This is a genomic window from Rhodococcus artemisiae, assembly GCF_036327795.1.
In the GTDB taxonomy this organism is placed as follows: domain Bacteria; phylum Actinomycetota; class Actinomycetes; order Mycobacteriales; family Mycobacteriaceae; genus Rhodococcus; species Rhodococcus artemisiae.
On sequence record NZ_JAUTXY010000010.1, the window covers coordinates 80,318 to 98,691 of the forward strand.

15 protein-coding genes are annotated in these 18,374 nt (G+C 65.5%); 8 read left to right on the plus strand and 7 right to left on the minus strand.

The window, feature by feature from the left end; translation table 11 throughout:
• Window positions 1-12: 12 nt before the first annotated feature.
• Window positions 13-1,752 carry a malto-oligosyltrehalose trehalohydrolase gene (gene treZ, locus Q7514_RS20420; protein ID WP_330135249.1) on the minus strand — a complete coding sequence of 580 codons (1,740 nt, stop codon included), beginning with the start codon at window positions 1,750-1,752 and terminating at the stop codon, window positions 13-15.
• An 86-nt stretch (window positions 1,753-1,838) separates the two neighbouring features.
• Here treZ and Q7514_RS20425 point away from each other — a divergent pair, with 86 nt between their 5' ends.
• The gene (locus Q7514_RS20425) at window positions 1,839-2,471 is read left to right on the plus strand and encodes a TetR/AcrR family transcriptional regulator (RefSeq protein WP_330135090.1); all 633 of its coding nucleotides are present in this window, start codon (window positions 1,839-1,841) and stop codon (window positions 2,469-2,471) included.
• A 25-nt stretch (window positions 2,472-2,496) separates the two neighbouring features.
• Here the strand turns inward: Q7514_RS20425 and Q7514_RS20430 are convergent, their stop codons facing one another.
• Entirely contained in the window at window positions 2,497-2,907 is a 411-nt protein-coding gene (locus Q7514_RS20430) for a YchJ family protein (protein WP_330135091.1), read from the minus strand.
• Between the two features lie 96 nt (window positions 2,908-3,003).
• Here Q7514_RS20430 and Q7514_RS20435 point away from each other — a divergent pair, with 96 nt between their 5' ends.
• Window positions 3,004-3,624 carry an FHA domain-containing protein gene (locus tag Q7514_RS20435; RefSeq protein ID WP_330135092.1) on the plus strand — a complete coding sequence of 207 codons (621 nt, stop codon included), beginning with the start codon at window positions 3,004-3,006 and terminating at the stop codon, window positions 3,622-3,624.
• Window positions 3,625-3,657: 33 nt separating this feature from the next.
• On the opposite strand, the gene Q7514_RS20440 is transcribed toward Q7514_RS20435, so the two are convergent.
• On the minus strand, window positions 3,658-4,584 hold the full coding sequence (locus tag Q7514_RS20440) for an alpha/beta fold hydrolase (RefSeq protein ID WP_330135093.1): 927 nt from the start codon (window positions 4,582-4,584) through the stop codon (window positions 3,658-3,660).
• A 108-nt stretch (window positions 4,585-4,692) separates the two neighbouring features.
• Here Q7514_RS20440 and Q7514_RS20445 point away from each other — a divergent pair, with 108 nt between their 5' ends.
• Entirely contained in the window at window positions 4,693-5,166 is a 474-nt protein-coding gene (locus tag Q7514_RS20445; protein ID WP_054720794.1) for a TIGR00725 family protein, read from the plus strand.
• Between the two features lie 108 nt (window positions 5,167-5,274).
• Here Q7514_RS20445 and Q7514_RS20450 read toward each other — a convergent pair whose 3' ends face one another.
• Window positions 5,275-6,546 (minus strand): amidohydrolase family protein, encoded by a 1,272-nt coding sequence (locus tag Q7514_RS20450; protein ID WP_330135094.1) that lies wholly within the window; start codon window positions 6,544-6,546, stop codon window positions 5,275-5,277.
• Window positions 6,547-6,954: 408 nt separating this feature from the next.
• Here Q7514_RS20450 and Q7514_RS20455 point away from each other — a divergent pair, with 408 nt between their 5' ends.
• The 4 genes from Q7514_RS20455 (at window position 6,955) to Q7514_RS20470 (ending at window position 10,112) form a co-directional block, all read left to right on the plus strand.
• On the plus strand, window positions 6,955-8,532 hold the full coding sequence (locus Q7514_RS20455; protein ID WP_330135095.1) for an ABC transporter substrate-binding protein: 1,578 nt from the start codon (window positions 6,955-6,957) through the stop codon (window positions 8,530-8,532).
• Between the two features lie 2 nt (window positions 8,533-8,534).
• The gene (locus Q7514_RS20460; RefSeq protein ID WP_330135096.1) at window positions 8,535-9,329 is read left to right on the plus strand and encodes an SDR family oxidoreductase; all 795 of its coding nucleotides are present in this window, start codon (window positions 8,535-8,537) and stop codon (window positions 9,327-9,329) included.
• A gap of 61 nt (window positions 9,330-9,390) precedes the next feature.
• On the plus strand, window positions 9,391-9,609 hold the full coding sequence (locus Q7514_RS20465) for a helix-turn-helix transcriptional regulator (protein WP_330135097.1): 219 nt from the start codon (window positions 9,391-9,393) through the stop codon (window positions 9,607-9,609).
• Window positions 9,609-10,112 carry a DUF2029 domain-containing protein gene (locus Q7514_RS20470; RefSeq protein WP_330135098.1) on the plus strand — a complete coding sequence of 168 codons (504 nt, stop codon included), beginning with the start codon at window positions 9,609-9,611 and terminating at the stop codon, window positions 10,110-10,112. Before Q7514_RS20465 ends, Q7514_RS20470 begins: the two co-directional genes overlap by 1 nt.
• Here the strand turns inward: Q7514_RS20470 and treY are convergent.
• Genes treY through Q7514_RS20485 form a run of 3 tightly spaced genes read right to left on the minus strand, consistent with a single transcriptional unit; the run spans window position 10,109 to window position 16,934 of the window.
• On the minus strand, window positions 10,109-12,499 hold the full coding sequence (gene treY / locus Q7514_RS20475; RefSeq protein WP_330135099.1) for a malto-oligosyltrehalose synthase: 2,391 nt from the start codon (window positions 12,497-12,499) through the stop codon (window positions 10,109-10,111). The genes Q7514_RS20470 and treY overlap by 4 nt on opposite strands.
• Entirely contained in the window at window positions 12,496-14,805 is a 2,310-nt protein-coding gene (glgX, locus tag Q7514_RS20480; RefSeq protein ID WP_330135100.1) for a glycogen debranching protein GlgX, read from the minus strand. Before glgX ends, treY begins: the two co-directional genes overlap by 4 nt.
• Window positions 14,806-14,858: 53 nt before the next feature.
• Window positions 14,859-16,934, minus strand: a complete 2,076-nt coding sequence (locus Q7514_RS20485) for an acyltransferase family protein (protein WP_330135101.1) — start codon at window positions 16,932-16,934, stop codon at window positions 14,859-14,861.
• Window positions 16,935-17,071: 137 nt separating this feature from the next.
• Here Q7514_RS20485 and Q7514_RS20490 point away from each other — a divergent pair, with 137 nt between their 5' ends.
• Window positions 17,072-18,358: an adenosylmethionine--8-amino-7-oxononanoate transaminase gene (locus tag Q7514_RS20490; protein WP_330135102.1), complete on the plus strand. Its 1,287-nt coding sequence runs from the start codon at window positions 17,072-17,074 to the stop codon at window positions 18,356-18,358.
• Window positions 18,359-18,374: the final 16 nt, after the last annotated feature.

The following is an 18,374-nucleotide window of genomic DNA, read 5'->3' on the forward strand; positions in this document are numbered from 1 at the left end:
TTGACTGTTCGGTCAAGCGGCCGTTCGGAATTCGACGATCACGAACGAGTGCCCGGGGACCAGTACTGCGGACCGGGTGCGGTTGACGACGGGTTCGTCCCACCAGAGGATCGGACTCCCGCCGACAGGGACAGTCACCGGGTCGCCACCGAGATTGCACACCACGCGAATCGCGCCGCGATACATCACGATCCAGCGCTCGTCCTCGTCGTAGGTCACCTGGAGGTGTTCCAGCCAGGGGTCGGTGAGTTCGGCGCGGGTGCGTCGCAGTGCGAGCAGTTGCCGGTAGCACTCGAGCAGTCGCGCATGCTCGGGTTCGGTGCGTTCGTCCCACTGCAGGAGGGACCGGCGGAACGTCTCCGGATCCTGAGGGTCCGGGACATCGTCGGAGTCCCAGCCGTGTTCGCCGAACTCCCTTCGGCGTCCCTCGACGACGGCGGCGGCGAGTTCCGGTTCCGGGTGGGAGGTGAAGTACTGGAATGGGGTACTCGCACCCCATTCCTCGCCCATGAACAGCATCGGTGTGTACGGCGAGGTGAGAACGAGTGCCGCCTTCACCGCGAGCTGACCCCGGTCGAGATAGCCGCCCGGACGGTCACCGCGGGCTCGATTTCCGACCTGATCGTGGGTGCACGTGTACGCGAGCAGCGAGCTGGCCGGCACGCGCCGCACGTCGAGGGGGCGGCCGTGCACGCGGCCGCGGAACGACGAGAAGGTGCCGGCGTGGAAGAATCCATGCCCGAGCGTGCGCGCCAGACACTCCAGTGAACCGAAATCACCGTAGTAGCCCTGTCTTTCGCCGGATACCGCAGCATGGATCGCATGGTGGACGTCGTCGTCCCACTGTGCGTGGAGGCCGTAACCACCAGCGGACCGGGGCGTAACCGTTCGGGGATCGTTCAGGTCGCTCTCGGCGATCAGGCTCAGGGGGCGACGGAGATGGGCAGACAGACGCAGAGTTTCGACCGACAGCTCCTCGAGTACATGTTCTGCAGTGTGATCGATGAGTGCGTGAGTGGCATCGAGCCGGAGTGCGTCGATGTGGAATTCGTCGAACCAGCGCAGGGCGTTGTCGATGATGTAGCGGCGTACTTCGCCGGATCCGTGGCCGTCGAGATTGATGCTCTCACCCCAGATCCCCGGATTCGTCGACACGTAGGGTCCGAATCTGCCGAGGTAGTTTCCGGACGGGCCGAGATGGTTGTAGACCACGTCGAGCGCTACGCCGATACCTCGGCCATGGGCAGCGTCGACGAATCGCTGCAGGGCATCGGGACCGCCGTACGGTTCGTGCACCGCGTACCAGAGCACGCCGTCGTAGCCCCATCCACGAGTGCCGTTGAATGCGTTGACGGGCATCAACTCGACGAAGTCGATGCCGAGCGCCACAAGATCGTCGAGACGCCCTAGTGCGGCGTCGAGGGTACCTTCCTCGGTGAACGTACCGATGTGCAGTTCGTACAGCACGCTCCCGGCGAGTTGACGTCCGGTCCAGGCATGGTCGGTCCAGCCGTTGGGGTCGATCCGGTGCAGCTGTGAGGGCCCGTGCACACCGTCCGGTTGGCGTGGCGAACGGGGATCGGGCAGCACTGTGTCATCGTCATCGAGTACGTAGCCGTATCGGGTCCCGGGGGAGGCATCGACGTCGGCGCGCCACCAGCCGTCGTCCTCCCGACGCATCGGATGGAGCCCGCCGTCGACATGCAGGCGAACGGACGAGGGGATCGGGGCCCATACCTCGAAGGTGTGCACGAGGCCCAGCATGCCCTGTTCGCGGGTGGAGCGCAGCACGTTTCCGGTGCACCGGTGCTGCAGTCGATACTGCTAGGCTGACCGCGATGTCCGCAGCCAGAAGAACTTACAGCTCACCGTTGCGGGAAGAATCTGCTCGCCGTACCCGCATCACGATCAGAGGCGCAGCCGCGACACTGTTCGAGCGGCACGGATATGTGAGCACCACCGTCAAACAGATCGCCGACGAAGCGGGCGTCGCAGTGCGGACGGTCTTCACCGCATTCCCCGACGGCAAGGCCCAGCTGTTCCGGGAAGCCCTCGACGCCGCAGTCGCCGCCGACGAGCCCGCCGCCGGGATGCCCCCGGTCCGGTCACCGCATGCGCTCGGCGCCGCAGCCGCAGTCGTAGACCAAGTGGTGGGATACGGCGCGGCGATGCTCGAACGGGCCGGTGGCCTGCTCATCACTTCGATCGAATCGTCGGGTGCCGACCCCGACATGAAACGCTTCGCCGAGGACGACGCTCGCGCCACTGCCGAGAATGCGCGCACCCTCGCCGAAGGTCTGCACCGCAGTGGATGGCTCCGCGCCGACGTCACCGTCGACCACGCAGCAGACGTCCTCTACACCCTCAGCTCCCCGCAGGTGCACGCGTTGCTGCGCCGCGACTGCGGATGGGACGTCGACCGTTATCGCACGTGGCTCGCCGACACTCTCCGAAGCACTCTGTTGCGCTGAGCCCCCGTAGCGCTCGGGCCCGCACCTACCGGTCGCCGGCTGCGTCCAGGTACAGCCATGCGCCGCCCTCACGGACGAATCGGCTGTGCTCGTGCATGACATCGGCGCGGCCGCCCTCGACGTAGTGCGCGCGGAACTCGACCGTACCTTCGGTTTGCAGGAAGCGACCGCCTGTCGCCTGCAGTATCTCGAGACCGGTCCATCCGGTTCCGGGATCCAGTTCGAGAGATGCCGGCCGGGCGGACGGATGCCAGGTCCGCAGCAGGTAGTCGGTGTCACCGAGCACGAATGCCGTGTACCGCGACCGCATCAGTTCTTCGGGGGTCGATGCGAGCCCTCCCTCGAGAAACCGTCCGCAGCAGTCGGCGAGCTGGATCCCGCGCCCACACGGGCAAGGCGTGTCGGCAGTGGGCGTCTGGTAGCGATGTCGGGTCACCGGACCATTGTCGCCGACCGTGCCGGATGCGCTGCGGTGTGTCCTTGCCGAACAGTTCGCGCGGGCGGACGATTGATCCGTGAACAGGAGACCTCGGTGAGCGACGCACTCGACCCGCGTCTGACCTACCTCGACGAACACGGGCACCAGCACCACGTGGTGTTGACGTCGGCGACCCCTCGGGTGACGGTCGGCCGCGCAACCGAGTCCGATGTGGCATTCCCCGGTGACGAGGAGGTCTCGCGCCTGCACGCTGTGGTCGAGTGGCTCGGCACCCATTGGACGATCCTCGACGACGGACTGTCACGCAATGGAACCTTCGTCAACGGTGAGCGGATCGCAGGGCGTCGGCGGTTGCGTGAGGGCGACAGCATTCGCATCGGTTCGCACAGGCTGCGCTTCCAGGAGATCGGAGCAGGACCCGACGAGGCGACCCGCATGGCCGCAGAGCTACCGACAGTGAACTCGTTGACGGACACCCAGCGCGGGGTGCTGCGTGCGCTGTGCCGCCCCTACAAGCACGGTGTGGCCTTCGCATCGCCCGCGTCCAATCAGGTCATCGCCTCCGAGCTGTATCTCAGTGTCGACGCCGTGAAAACACATCTCCGGACCTTGTTCGCGAAATTCGGGGTCGAGGACCTACCGCAGAATCGCAAACGGGTACGCCTCGCCGAACTTGCGATGCACACCGGTGTGGTCAGCGAACGCGACCTGTGACATCCGACGCGGTGCGCTCTCGGATCCGAGGCCTCACCACGCCTGCGTCACCCGCTCGGCCAGACGCCGGAGGGCAGCGGCGACGGCCGCGGGGTGTTCGACGGTGACCGAATGACCTGCATCCTCGATGCACACGAGCTCCGAGCGGGGTAGCCGCGAGGCCACACCGGCGGAGAGCTCGAACGGCGTCCACACGTCGCGGGATCCGCACAACACCAGCGAGGGAAGGTCGGTCAGCACGGCGAGGGCGTCGGCCTCGTCCAGTACCGCGAAGCAGCGGAGGAAACCCGCCATCGTGACGACCGACGTCTCGCTGCACAGCAACGCGAGCAGCGTGAGCAGCCAGGCACCCGGTCTCGGTGCGGCGGCGCGGCGACGATGCAGCGCACCGGCCACGGGCAGACCCACTCGGCCACCCCACCGCGCCACCCGCTGCGTGAGGCGGGGTGCCCGGGACACAGCCCGGCGGAACAACGCCACCGCCGGGCTGTGCAGGTACCGCCCGAGCCCGGAATGTGCGAGATCGTCGGCCGCGGTGGAGATCAACGCGACCCCCGCGACGCGAGTGCCGATGTCGGTCGGATGCTGACGCGCGTACGACAGGATTGCCATGCCGCCCATCGAATGCCCCACCAGGACGACGGGCCCGGAGGTGGCAGCATCGAGCACCGCACCCAGATCGCGCCCGATCTGATCGAGGGTGTACGTCTCGGCGGGTGCTCCACCGGACCGGCCGTGTCCACGGTGATCGAAGAACACCATCCGTACCGGCCGGTCCATCGTCAGGAGCAGCGCCCGGCGTAGCCGAGACCAGGCGTCGGTGTCGTGGCAGTGTCCGTGGACGAACACGAACGTCAGTTCCGCCGTGCCGGGGCCGGTCTCGGTGACCGCGAGGGGTACCCCGTCGTCGGCGTACACGGTGGTGTGCCGTAGACGCCTCGAGTGGTGGGTAGCGAACATGTATCGAGGGTCCGCGCCGGAGCGAGGTGTTGCGAGATCCCCTGCCGGTGGAACCCGAAAACCGGGGATAGGCACCTTTCCACCCTTGGGGTGGTGGACAATCCCGATATGCATTCGCAGCGCTATGTCGGGGTCGTCGGTCCGGGTGAGGCGACGCCCGAGCAACGGCGAGTCGCTCGCCAGGTCGGTGGGCTGCTCGCCGGCCGCAGAGCAGTCGTCGTCACCGGCGGTCTCGGTGGGGTCATGGCCGCCGCGTCGCGGGGAGCGATCGAGGCGGGAGGAACCACACTCGGGCTGCTTCCGGACGACGACCGGGTCGTGGGCAATCCGTACCTGACGGTGGCGATCCCGACCGGGCTGGGGGAGATGCGTAACGCCCTGCTTGTGCGCAGTAGCGACGCGCTCGTCGTGGTCGGCGGGAGCTGGGGAACGATGAGCGAGATCGCTTTGGCAGTACGCACCGGTGTCCCGGTCGTGTCGATCGGGGGCTGGAAGATGCCCGCGGGTGGCGTGCTCGACGTCGAATCGCCGGAGGAAGCGGTCGAATGCCTGCACGCGTTGCTCTGGCGTAAGGACGCCTGACCCTTCCCGTGCCGCGAGAACCGTTCCACACCAGAGAGATGTCACAACAGCACGCGATGCCCGCCGACCTCGTGTCGGCGGGCATCGCGGGTCGAAGCTGTCGGGCTGTTACGACCCGGCGAGTTCGTAGCGTCGGCGGTATTCCTGCTTCGAGGTTTCGCTGACGTCCACGTCTTCGGCTCGTGCGCGCAGGGCACCGACGGTGGCCTGTTCGCGGGGTGTGTGCTCGAAGGGGTCCCAGCCGAAGAAGCGTGCGGCGTTCTCGAAGGTGACCTTGTCGATTTCCTCGTCGGTGAGTTCGGCGGCGACGAGTTCGTCCATCAGGACTTCGGGGGAGTGCGGCCAGGTGGAGTCGGAGTGCGGGTAGTCGCATTCCCAGGCGATGGTGTCGATGCCGAGGCGTGTGCGGTTGTTCAGGCCGCTGGGCTCGGTGATGTAGCAGGCGAGGAAGTTGTTCTTCCACACGTCGGTGGGGGTCATGCCCTTGGGAAGGAAGCTCGCGCCGGTCCAGGATTGGTTGACGATGTGGCGTTCGAGGCGGTCGAGCCAGGGGGCGACCCAGCCGACGCCGCCTTCGCTCATGGCGACTTTGAGGTCGGGGAATTTTTGGAATGCGCCGCTGAGCATGACGTCGGTGGCGGCGATGGTGGAGATCAGTGGGGTCAGGACCATCATGTCGTCGAGATCGAAGCCGGTGGGGCGTTTGACCAGGCTCATGCCGCCGCCGATGTGGAGGCTGAGCACGATGTTGTGGTCGACGCAGGCTTTGAAGATCGGATCCCAGTAGCCGGATTTGAAGTCGGGGTAGCCTTCGCCGACGCCGTAGGGGGTTTCGGGGATGGAGATGGAGCGGCAGCCCATGGCAGCGAGGCGGTGGATTTCGGTGACGGATTCGTCGGTGTCGTAGAAGGGGATGATGCCGAGGGGGATGAAGCGTCCGGGGTGGGTGTCGGGGACTTCGCCGACGACCCAGTCGTTGAAGGCTTTGAGTGCGGCGAGGGAGAGATTCTTGTCGGGCAGGCTTGCGAGGTGGGTGCCGGCGAAGCCGGGGAACGTGGCGAAGAGGGTGGCGGCGAGGGTGCCGTTGGCGTCCATGTCGCGGACGCGTTGGTTCATGTCGTAGACGCCGGGGCGCATTTCGGCATAGCCGGTGGGATCCATGCCCCATTCTTCTTTGGGCCAGGAGACGACGGCGTTGAGGCCGGAGCTGCCGACGACTTGGTCTTGGAAGAGCCACGCCTCGACGTTGGGGTTCCGGGGGTGAGCCGTCAGTGTCGGGGCCTGATGCATGAGGCTCTTCGGGAAGTGCTTCTCGAAGATGTCGCGGGGTTCCACCACGTGATCGTCGATGCTGACCATCACCATGTCGTCGATATTCATTGAGATCCTCTCATGCGCTTGTGGGATGAAGCGCCGCAGTAGTGCGGGAACGGCATTCGGGGGCTGAGAATGTCGATGGGATGCGTTCGGTGGGTCCTGGAGTCGCCACGGCCGCCGACGATGGACCCACTCGATTGGTGAGTGGGCCGGACACCCTGCACTGCCCCGACGTGTGTGACGAGAATCTCCATTCCCTTGTCGAGAATATTAATCTCGCAGGTCGCCCCTTGCAAGATCTGGAGGACCGTCGACGGGATCGGGCCGCGCGGTCATTCACTGAGCGGCGAGCCCGCCGTCCTTGTATGTGATGCTTGCCACATTGATCGGCGGAGCATATTCTTACAATTCAGAATGATATTCCGGATATGAAGAGTGTCGTCATTCTTCTTTCTATGACGAGAGGGTGCAATGCTCCGACCGAAGCGTGTGCTTGCAGTAATCGCGGTGGCATGTGCCTCCGCGCTGATCCTGAGCTCGTGTGGTGGCTCGAGTGTCGACAATTCGGGTGCCGGAGGGGCCGAGGAAGTGGGTGACCCTGTAGCGGGTGGCTCTCTGGACCTGATCCAGATGGGAGAACCGCGAAGCCTGGATCCCGCGGCGCTGTCCAATACGTATGCGCATCAGCCGGCGCTGGGCAACGCACTCTACGGCGCGCTGATCGTCAACGATCTCGAGACTCAGGACATCGAATACAAGATGGCCACCGATTTCGTCACCGCTGACGGGGGTAACACCTTCACGCTCACTCTGCGCCCCGATCTCACGTTCACGGACAGCACCCCGCTCGATGCCGCCGCAGTGAAATACAACTGGGACCGGCTTCGCGATCCGGCGCTCGGCTCCACCGCGATCCGGGTGGCGGGTCAGATTGCCGGAGTCGAGGTGGTGGACCCCACCACCGTGTCGATCGCATTGGTGAGCCCCAATCCCCACTTCCCGCACAGCATGCTCACTACTGCGCTGAACTGGATCGCCTCACCGACGGCCTTGGAGCAAGGCCGGCAGGCCTTCGACGACAACCCGGTAGGTGCCGGCCCGTTCACCCTGGTGGACTGGGTGCGGCAGGGTGCGATCGAGCTCGAGAAGAACCCGAACTACTGGGATGCCCCCAAGCCGTATCTCGACACTCTCCGGATCACCACCGTGGCGGACACCAACCAGCGGTTCAATGCAGTGTCGACCGGCAACGCCGATCTGTCCTCGGAAGCCAGTTGGGCCACCCTGGACAAAGCCGAACAGGCGGGCGTAGCCACTGAACTCGTGCCGACCGGAGGCGGTCAGATCATGGTCATGAACTCTGCCCTCGCACCGTTCGATGATGTACGGGCCAGACAGGCTGTCTCCATGGCACTGGATCGCGACGCGTTGAATACTGTGGTCTACAACGGGGTCGGGGAGGTCACCGAATACCTGTTCGCGGAAAGCTCGCCCTTCTTCGAGGAGGTTCCGCTGTGGAGGTACGACACGGACGCCGCCCAAGCACTCTTCGACGAGTTGGCCGCAGACGGGACACCGCTGTCGTTCACGTTCCTGTCCTATCCGACACAGGAGGCCAAGTCGGCCGCGGAGACATTGCAGGCCCAGCTCAGCGCCTTCGACAATGTGGAGGTCAACGTTGAGGTTGCGGACTATCCCACGCTCACGGCTCGCGCGGGCGGGCGGGATTTCGACATGATCCTCTCGTCTGCGATAGTCCAGGATCCCGACTACGCGCTGTGGACCGCATTCCACGGTGATTCTCCCGGAAACTTCTCCGGACTCGACGACCCAGCGCTCAACGATGCGCTGGGTGCCGGCCGGCTCGCAGAAACCGTTGAGGAGCGCACTGCGGCGTACAGCACCGTCCAGGAGCGGCTGGCCGAGCTTGTTCCGGGTGCCTGGTACATCAAGGCGTCCCCGTCGGTCATGTACGGCGAGAATGTGCACGGAATCGACATGTACACCCTCGGGTCGCCGCTGCCCGAAGAGCTCTGGATCACGGAGTGAGCATGGAACTGTCCTCGGCCAGGCACGCCTTCGTCACGGGCGGTGCGAGTGGAATAGGGCTCGGTATCGTAGATGTGCTTGCGGGCCAAGGGGTTGCGGTAACCGTCGCCGATGTCGACGGGCGTGCGCGAGAGTCGGTGGTCGCGGCGCGTGGCGACGGCGTTCGCGGCGTTGCACTCGATGTTCGTGATCGTGACGCATGGGCGCAGGCCAAGGATGATTCGGAAGCTGCCTTCGGGCCCGTCGACATTCTCGTCAACAACGCGGGCATCGGATTCAACGGACAGTCCGTAATCGATATGGACCCGGGCACGTTCGACAACCTCGTCTCCATCGACCTCGCGGGTGTGTTCAATGGGGTGATCACCTTCGGCGCGGGAATGCGTGCGCGCGGGCGCGGACACATCGTGAACACCGCGTCGGTGATGGGTCTGCTGGCGGGTGCGCCGGGCCGTGGTGCATACAGCGCGGTCAAAGCGGCGGTCATCGCGTTGTCCGAGGCCATGAGGGAAGAGATGTCGCCTCACGGCGTGGGTGTATCCGTGCTGTGCCCGGGGCTGGTGAAGTCGAATCTCGACGTCAATACCGCTCGCATCGGCGGGCACGTCGCGGATGCGAGCGCAATCAAGGGTGCCGGGGACATCGGAATGGAGCCGCTGGTGGCCGGTCGGCTGGTGGCGCATGGGATCGAGGAGAACCTGCCGTACATCCTCACTCATCCGCACTATCTCGATCGTCTGCAGAGGCGGACGGAAGCGATACTGGCCAGCGTTGTCCCGGTGACCGAAGGGGGCTGACGGACGATCAAAAAGACAAGTGTTCTTGACATTGTATGTCAAGGATGCTTGTCTTTTCGGTGTGACGAGCACGTTGAGGGACAACCGTGTCCGCGAGTTTCGCAAGCGGGCGGGCCTCACTCAGGCCGAGCTCGGCGCGCGAGTAGGCGTCAGTCGGCAGAGCATCGTGTCGACGGAGAAGGGCGACTACGCGCCCAGCGTCTACCTCGCACTGCGACTCGCGCGGAGCCTCGGCTCCACCGTCGAAGAATTGTTCCCCCTGACCGAGGAGGGTCGGTAATGGCCGTGTTCATGAAAGCTGCTCGCTTCATCGGCGATCTGGACGACGAGTTCTACCATGACGAACGTCAGCGCGATGTGTGGAACGAGGCCTCCGCGGTGGGATTCCAACTCGCCCAATGGTCAGCCCTCGTCGGTGCAGCCCTTCTGCCCTGGATCGCCGGACGTATCGGTGCGCAGATCTCGATCGGTGTTCTCGCCGTGTGGTTCGTCATCTCGATGGTGACAATTACGTATGCACGCGCCGCACACGTCGATCTGTACTCGACCGCGAAGACGTGGCGCCCACGGACCATCCTGGCCGGTGTCGTCTACCTCTGCGGCATCGCCGGAATCTACGCCCGACTGTCCACCCCCGTCGATCAGGATGCCGCCACGTGGGCGGGATTGATCGTCGGCGGGCTCGTCGGTGGAGGCGCCGCAATTGCCGGCGTCGTGTGGTACCAACGCCGCGAGCGTCGTCGCAGGGAAGAGGAGGACGCTCGTGATCTGGCGGACCTCTAGGCGATCGTAGCCGGCGGTCCGAGCCTGCCCAGCGCAGCGACCGGGAACTCGGTGAACAGATTGTCGAGCCGCACTTGCCCCGAGACCTCCCGCCCTGTCAGCAGGTCGATCCAGTCACCCGGAGGCAGAGCGAGCACCGAATCGGCCCATCCGTTCGTACCGAGCGAGACCGTGTGCCGTGAGGCCACTGCCACCACATCGATCTCGTCGACGTGTGGACCACGGCCGTACGCGAGCACATGGTGTGCCGCAGTGCCGGAGGCACACAGCGGCACGTAGGCGCCACCGACGAAACTGGCCGGCCGCTCACGGCGCAGTCGCAGCGCGGCCCGGACGACCGCGAATTTCGACGGCACCTCGTCCGTGTCCAGCAGGCGCCGCCGCACCGAGTAGTCGACGAGCCGGCGGTTGTCGGGATCGACCAGGGAGTCGTCCCACAGTTCGGTGCCCTGATAGACGTCCGGGATCCCCGGGCCGAGAAGTTGGAGAAGCTTCTGGCCCAGCGCATCCGATGAAAAGTGTGGTTCGAGGCCGGCGACGAACTCGGACATCCCTGCACCGCACGGGCTGTCGCACACGGCGTCGAGCCAGGCCAGGACAGAACCCTCGAACTCGACGTCCACCTCGGTCCACGACGTCCGGGTGCCGTTTTCCCGCACCGCCTTCCGGACGTACTCCCGCAGGCGAGTTCGCAGTGAGTCGGTGACGACGCCGTCGACCGGCCAGACTCCGAACAGCGTCTGCCAGAGGAACGCCCCGATCGCCGGATCGGGGCTCGGCGCCACCGTCTCCCATTCCATCACGCAGTCGGCCCACAGCCGCGACACCTGCGACAGCACGCCGATGCGCGCGCGGACATCTTCGCTGCGCTTGGTGTCGTGCGTGGACAACGTGGTCATCGTCCGCGGCCACGAGCGTGCACGCTGCGCCCACACAAGGTGGAATTCGCTCGGATCGAGACCGAATCGTCCGGGATTCCCACCTACCTCCTGTAGGGAGATCAGGCGGGCCGCGCGATAGAACAGGCAGTCCTCGACGGCCTTCGCGGTCGCGGCGCCGCATATCTGTCCGAACCGCGCGACGGTCTCGGGATCCGTGGCCAGCGCCCGCACCAACATCTCGAGGGCGGGCGCCAGTGCAGGGTCGCTGCGCCCCACCTGACCGACGATGCGCGGCAACAGCGTGCTCAGCGGTGCGTAGTCGGCTCGGTAGACCGGTATCCGTGTGACGACCGCGACCACTGCGTCGCGCACTACAGCATCGGTGAGTGCAGGATCGGTGACCATCGTCTTACCGGTCGAGTGCCGGATCCTGCGTACGAGACGCCCAGTTTCCGGCGCGAGTCCCGTCTCGAGCACCTGCCGTCCGAGCAGATGTTCCTGTGCGTGCAGCCATTCCGCGTCGCCGTCGGCGCCGGTGAATGTGCGCGAGAGCGCGTTCAGCTCGTCCTCGCCGCGCGGATCGAGAAACACCGCGGATAGTTCGTTGAGGGCGTCATAGCCGGTGGTGCCGTCCACGGGAAGTGTCGCGTCGAGGGGTTCGCCGTCGGCGAGGACCTTCTCCACCACAAGCCATCGGTCGGAGCCGATCAGATCGCGCAGTCGCCCGAGGTAGTCCGAAGGATCGGCCAGACCGTCCGGGTGATCGACTCGAATACCGTCGACCAGATCGTCCGTGATCCAGGACGCGACCTGGGCGTGCGTTGCGTCGAATACGTGGGGATCGTCCACCCGCACGGCCGCAAGGTCGCTGACGGTGAAGAATCGCCGGTACCCGATCAGGCCCGAATCCCACGGCACCAATCGATACCTCTGCCGATCGTGGATCTCGGGCGCAGTGCCGGAATCGGTACCCGGCGCGATGGGAAACCGTTTGTCGTAGTAGGCGATCATCGGCTCAGTGCCGGATCGGTCGACGGTGAACCGGCCTGCGTCGTCACCCGAAGCCAAGACAGGAAGCGCGATCATTCCGTCCGCGCCGTTGTCGGCCGCGGTATCGAAGTCGAAGAAGTCCGCGTACTCGGACTCGCGGCCGCGGCGGAGGGCGTCCCACCACCACGCGTTCTGACGTGGGTCGGCGACCCCGACATGGTTGGGAACGATGTCGACGACCAACCCCATCCCGCGTGTGCGTGCGGCCTCGGCCAATGCTTCGAGTCCGGAACGTCCGCCGAGCCCGGCCGACACAGTGCTCGGGTCCACCACGTCGTATCCGTGAGTGGACCCGTCCACCGCGGTGAGCACCGGCGACAGGTACAAGTGTGAGACGCCGAGTGCGTCGAGGTAGTCGAGCAGATCCACCGCATCGGCGAAGGCGAATGCGTCGGGGCGCATCTGCAGCCGATAGGTCGCTGTCACCGGCACGGGGTTCGCAGGGGTGGGTGTCATGCCGTGTTCCTCAGGACGAGTACCGAACGGGCCTGCACCGTCACCGATTCCCCGGCCGAGACCGTGTTCGGGGCGCATCGACCGTCCGCGATATCGGTGTCGAGGGTGAGTGTCCATTCCTGAGCGTGCGGACCGTCAGGTGTGACGAAGTCGATCGGTTCGTCATGGGCGTTGAAACACAGGAGGAACGAGTCGTCGACGACCCGCTGACCCCGTTGGTCGGGTTCCGGGATGCCCTCACCGTTGAGGAGAACGGACAGGGATCTCCCGAATCCGCTGTCCCAGTCCTCCGGCGTCATCTCGTCGCCACCCGGGGTGAGCCACGCGATGTCGCGGGACTGGTCGCCGCTGCGGATCGGACGGCCTTCGAAGAACCGGCGACGTCGGAAGACCGGGTGTTCCGTGCGCAGCGCGATCACGGTGCGGGTGAACTCCAGCAGGTCGGCGTTCGTCTCGGCGAGCGTCCAGTCCATCCAGGACAATTCGTTGTCCTGGCAGTACACGTTGTTGTTGCCGTTCTGGGTGCGGCCGATCTCGTCGCCGTGCGCGATCATCGGTGTGCCCTGCGACAACATCAATGTCGCGAGGATGTTACGTCGCTGGCGCGCGCGGAGTTCGAGGATATCGGGATCGTCCGTCGGTCCTTCCACCCCGCAGTTCCACGAGCGGTTGTGCGACTCGCCGTCTTGGTTCTCCTCACCGTTCGCCTCGTTGTGTTTCTCGTTGTAGGACACGAGATCTGCGAGTGTGAATCCGTCGTGTGCGGTGACGAAGTTGATCGACGCGCTCGGTCGTCGTCCGGTGTCCTCGTAGAGATCGGAAGAACCGGTGAGGCGCGACGCGAACTCGCCGAGCGTGGCCGGCTCACCGCGCCAGTAGTCGCGGACCGTGTCGCGGTATTTCCCGTTCCACTCGGTCCACAACCCGGGGAAGTTGCCCACCTGATAGCCGCCTTCGCCGACGTCCCACGGCTCGGCGATGAGCTTGACCTGCGACACCACCGGATCCTGCTGGACCAGATCGAAGAAGGCGGACAGCCGGTCGACGTCGTGCAGCTCGCGGGCGAGGGTCGATGCGAGATCGAACCGGAATCCGTCGACGTGCATTTCGGTCACCCAGTACCGAAGTGAGTCCATGATCAGCTGGAGCGTGTGGGGGTTCCGTGCGTTGAGACTGTTGCCGGTGCCCGTGTAGTCCATGTAGTGGGCCTTGTCGTCTTCGACCAGCCGGTAGTAGGCGGCATTGTCGATGCCGCGGAACGAGATGGTCGGGCCGAGATGGTTGCCTTCGGCGGTGTGGTTGTAGACGACGTCGAGAATGACCTCGATCCCTGCTTCGTGGAACGTGCGCACCATTGCCTTGAACTCGGCGACCACCCCGCTCGGTTTCGACGCCGACGAGTATGCGGTGTGCGGAGCAAAGAACCCGAAGGTGTTGTACCCCCAATAATTGCTGAGCCCGCGATCTTGCAGCGTCTGGTCGTTCATGAACTGGTGCACCGGCATCAGTTCGATCGCGGTGACGCCGAGCAGGAGCAGATGTTCGATGACGGCCGGGTGCGCGAGGCCTGCGTAGGTTCCGCGCAGGTAGTCGGGAACATCGGGGTGGGTGGCGGTCATACCTTTGACGTGGGCTTCGTAAATGACCGTCTGATGGTAGGGGCGCCGCGGGTGGCGGTCGGATGCCCAGTCGAAGAACGGGTTGATCACGACGGTGGTCATCGTGTGCCCGAGCGAATCGAGACGGGGAAGTTCGTCTGCCGACTCCTGTTCGTTCCCCGTGTCGACGTTCCCTCGATCCTCGGGCTCGTCCGCCGATGCAACACCGTCGGTTCCGGCGCCCGAGTTCGCCGCCTCGACGGACTCGGGCGCCGGTTCGGAGCCGGGAACAGGGTCTCGGTCTTCGATGTCCGGATCGGGCAACGCGTACGAGTACAGCGACGGGTCGCCGTCGAAACCGCCGTCGAATGCCTTGCCGTAGGGGTCGAGAAGCAGCTTGCTCGGGTCGCATCGATGTCCCTCAGCGGAGTCGAACGGGCCGTACACGCGGTATCCGTAGCGCTGGCCCGGTGAGACCGTCGGGAGGTACGCGTGCCACACGTGTCCGTCGACCTCGTCGAGCGCGACCCGTGTCTCGTATCCGTCACGGTCGATCAGACACAGTTCCACCTTCTCGGCTACCTCCGAGAAGAGGGAGAAGTTGGTGCCGGCGCCGTCGTAGGTGGCTCCCAGCGGATAAGGGTGGCCGGGCCACACCGGAATGGGCTCCACCGCGTCCCGGGGCGTGTTGCTGTCGCTGGGCTCCATGGATGCTCAGCGTAACGGCAGAGGATGCGGCGCTCTCGCCGGAGCGAGTTCGCTCACCACCATCCTGTCGCGGCGCCGAGTTGACGGCCCAGGTCGGGGGTCAACGTCCGGACGTATGTCGTCGTGAGGTGGTCGTCGTCACGGTAGACGAGCACATTGCCCTCGACGACTCGACACACGTCCTGTCGGCACAACGAATCGGTCAGATCCAGCAGCGTCACCGACGGAAGGTGTGCGGCAGCCTCCAAGGCCGGGTCGACCGGATCGAGCGCGACAGCGCGGTCGACGCCGCAGGACTCCGCGGTGCCGCCTGAAGCCAGACAGTCCGAGGCGTTGTACTGGACTTCGTTGTCGATGAGCCACGGATTGTCGCGGATCGCGACCACCGGGATGCCGTAGTCGGCAAGTGTCTCCCACAACTCCACGTACCAGAACGGCGTGAAATCGCCGGGCCCTTCGCCCGGGTCCTTCGTCCTGGTCGAAGTGGTGAACAGAACATCGGGTGGATACGCCGCAAGTTCGGCGAGGACCTTCACGGACCAGGAATCACACTCGAAAGTCGGCGAGTCCTCGGTCAGGTCGGCATTGGGATCGGACAACGGACACCCGACCTTGAGGTAGGTGTCGAGGCGGAAGCCTTGCTCGCGGCCGAGTGCGTCGAGCGCTGCGAGCCAGTGCTCGGAATGTGAACCTCCGGCCAGCACCATGCGGCGCGTCGACATCGGGTCGCCGTAGACACAGGTCAAGGCTTCGCGGTTGGTGTGCTGGGCGATGCAGCCGTCGATGGTTGCGGGCGGTAGGTCGTCGGCGGCCACGATCAGGGGTGGGTACACGGGCTGGTGTTCGACCTCGGGCAGTCCGATCGCGGCTGCGCCCGGGTAGAGATCCGGGTCCGGCCGGGCCGAGTGGGAGAAGTGACTCACCGTGCGATCGACGTGGGCGATCCACCCTGTCGTGCTCGCGATGAGTGCCACGCCGGTCAGCGCGAGACCCGCGACGAGGGTGGTGCGCCACAGTCCCGGAACCGACCGCCGAATCGGGGTCTCGATGAACCGGGTGGTGGCCTCGGCGAGGACGAGGGAGATACCGATCACGACGACGCCGCCGGCGAATCCGACCGACGGTCGATCCCGCAACAGCAGATAACCGATCAGCACGGGCCAGTGCCACAGGTACAGCGCATACGCGATGCTTCCCAGCCGGATCAGTGGCGCTGACGACAGGAATCTCGCCGTGGGAGTGTCGGGTCCGGTGACGCCGGGGGTGGCTCCTGCAACAACCAATGCCATTGCCGCCCCCACCGGGACCAACGCCCACGGTCCCGGAAAGTGGGCATTGCCGTCGAGCGCGAATCCGCACGCGAAGAGGATCGCAAGGCTCACGATTCCCAACCCGGACCGAACGAGTTTCGGCGCCCGCAGCCACGGCGAGATGCACACGAGGACCGCGCCGAGCGTCAGTTCCCACACTCGCGCCGCGCTGTCGTAGTACAGCCACGTTTGCGGCGTGGTGGAGAACGATGCATACGCCAGCGACGCGACGGTGATCAACGAGAGAAGTACGGTCAGTGGCACGCGGACAGGGATCTGCGCCCGCCGCAGCAACCATGCCGAGGCGAACACCACGATCAGTGCCGCGAGATAGAACTGTCCCTGTACTGCGATCGACCAGAGGTGCTGCAGGGGGCTGACCATGGGATCGGCGGCGAGGTAGTCGGCCGCGGTGCGCGCGAGCTCCCAGTTCTGCACGAACAGCAGCGACGCGCGTGTCTGTTCTGCGACCCGATCCCATTGAGGGAACGGAAGCAGCACGAGTGCGGCGATCGTTGTGCCCGCGAGGACCAGAACCAGTGGTGCGAGGAGTCGGCGTCCGACCCGTTTCAGCACCGGCCACGGATCGAGGGGTGCGCCCGATTCCGCGACCCGGAGCAAGGAGCCCACGAAGAAGAAGCCGGACAGCGCGAGAAACACGTCGACGCCGCCGGACACGCGTCCGAACCAGACGTGGAAGACCACCACCAAGGCGATGGCGAGTCCGCGGACCCCGTCGAGATCGGCGCGATAGCCAGGGCGAGCAGAGGCCGGGACTGCGGTGGTGCTCGCGGCTGAAGGCGGCGTATGGACGGACATGAAGCTGGCAGTACCCCTGGTGCGTGCGGGCTCGGCGGCCGACATCCGTCGAGCTGTTCGTGTGAGGAAGCTTCACATGAACCTAGGCAGACTACGGGGTGGCGCTCCGTGATCACCAACCGCTTACAGTCGGGTGCGTGTCATCCACCACCTCTTCTGCTGCCAGTATCTCGTCTCTCGACGCAGCGCACCTGTGGCATCCGTACGGTGCGTTCCCTCCGTCGACCGAACCGCTCGTGGTCGACCATGCCCATGGTACGCGGCTCGTGCTGGCCGACGGTCGTGAGCTCGTCGACGGCATGAGCTCTTGGTGGGCGGCGGTGCACGGCTACCGGCACCCGGTGCTCGACCGCGCCGTCACCGAGCAGTTGTCCAAGATGAGCCATGTCATGTTCGGTGGGCTGACACACGCGCCCGCGGCGCGTCTGGCCGAACTGCTGGTGGACATCACGCCGGAGGGTCTCGACAAGGTGTTCCTCGCCGACTCGGGGTCTGTGTCGGTGGAGGTCGCGATCAAGATCGCGTTGCAGTATCAGCGGGCAGTCGGGAAACCGGAGCGGCACCGCCTGCTCACGTGGCGTGGCGGGTACCACGGCGACACGTTCGCGCCGATGAGCGTGTGTGACCCTGATGGCGGGATGCATTCGATGTGGACGGACGTCCTCGCGCAGCAGGTGTTCGCCCCCGCGCCGCCTGCCGAGTTCGATTCGGCCTACGTGGAGGCCTTTGAAACCATCCTCACCGGGCGCACCGACGAACTCGCCGCGGTGATCGTCGAACCGGTCGTGCAGGGTGCCGGCGGTATGCGGTTCCATGACCCCGAATATCTGCGCGAACTGCGCCGCATGTGCGACGAACACGGACTACTGCTCATCTTCGACGAGATCGCCACCGGATTCGGCCGCACCGGGGAGCTGTTCGCTGCGGACCACGCGGGTGTGTCCCCGGACATCCTGTGCGTCGGTAAGGCTCTCACCGGCGGGTATCTGACCCTCGCCGCGGTGCTGTGTACGTCGGAAATCGCCGAGGTGATCAGTGCGGGCGAAGGCGGCGGAGTGATGCACGGACCGACATTCATGGGCAACCCACTCGCGTGCGCCGTGGCGGTCGCATCCATCGAACTGTTGTTCTCACGTGACTGGCGCGCCGAGGTCGCCGCGCTCACCTCGGGACTCGAAGCCGGCCTCGCACCGGCTCGGGACATCCCCGGGGTGGTCGACGTCCGGGTTCTCGGGGGAATCGGCGTACTGGAGCTCGCCGAGCCCGTGAACATGCGCGCTGCGACCGATGCGGCGGTCGGTGCAGGGGTGTGGCTGCGGCCGTTCCGTAACCTCGTTTACACGATGCCGCCGTATATATGCACAGCCGACGATGTCACACAGATCTGCGAGGGCATGGTGGCGGCGGCCCGGAGCGGACGCTGATCGCACCAGGCCTCGA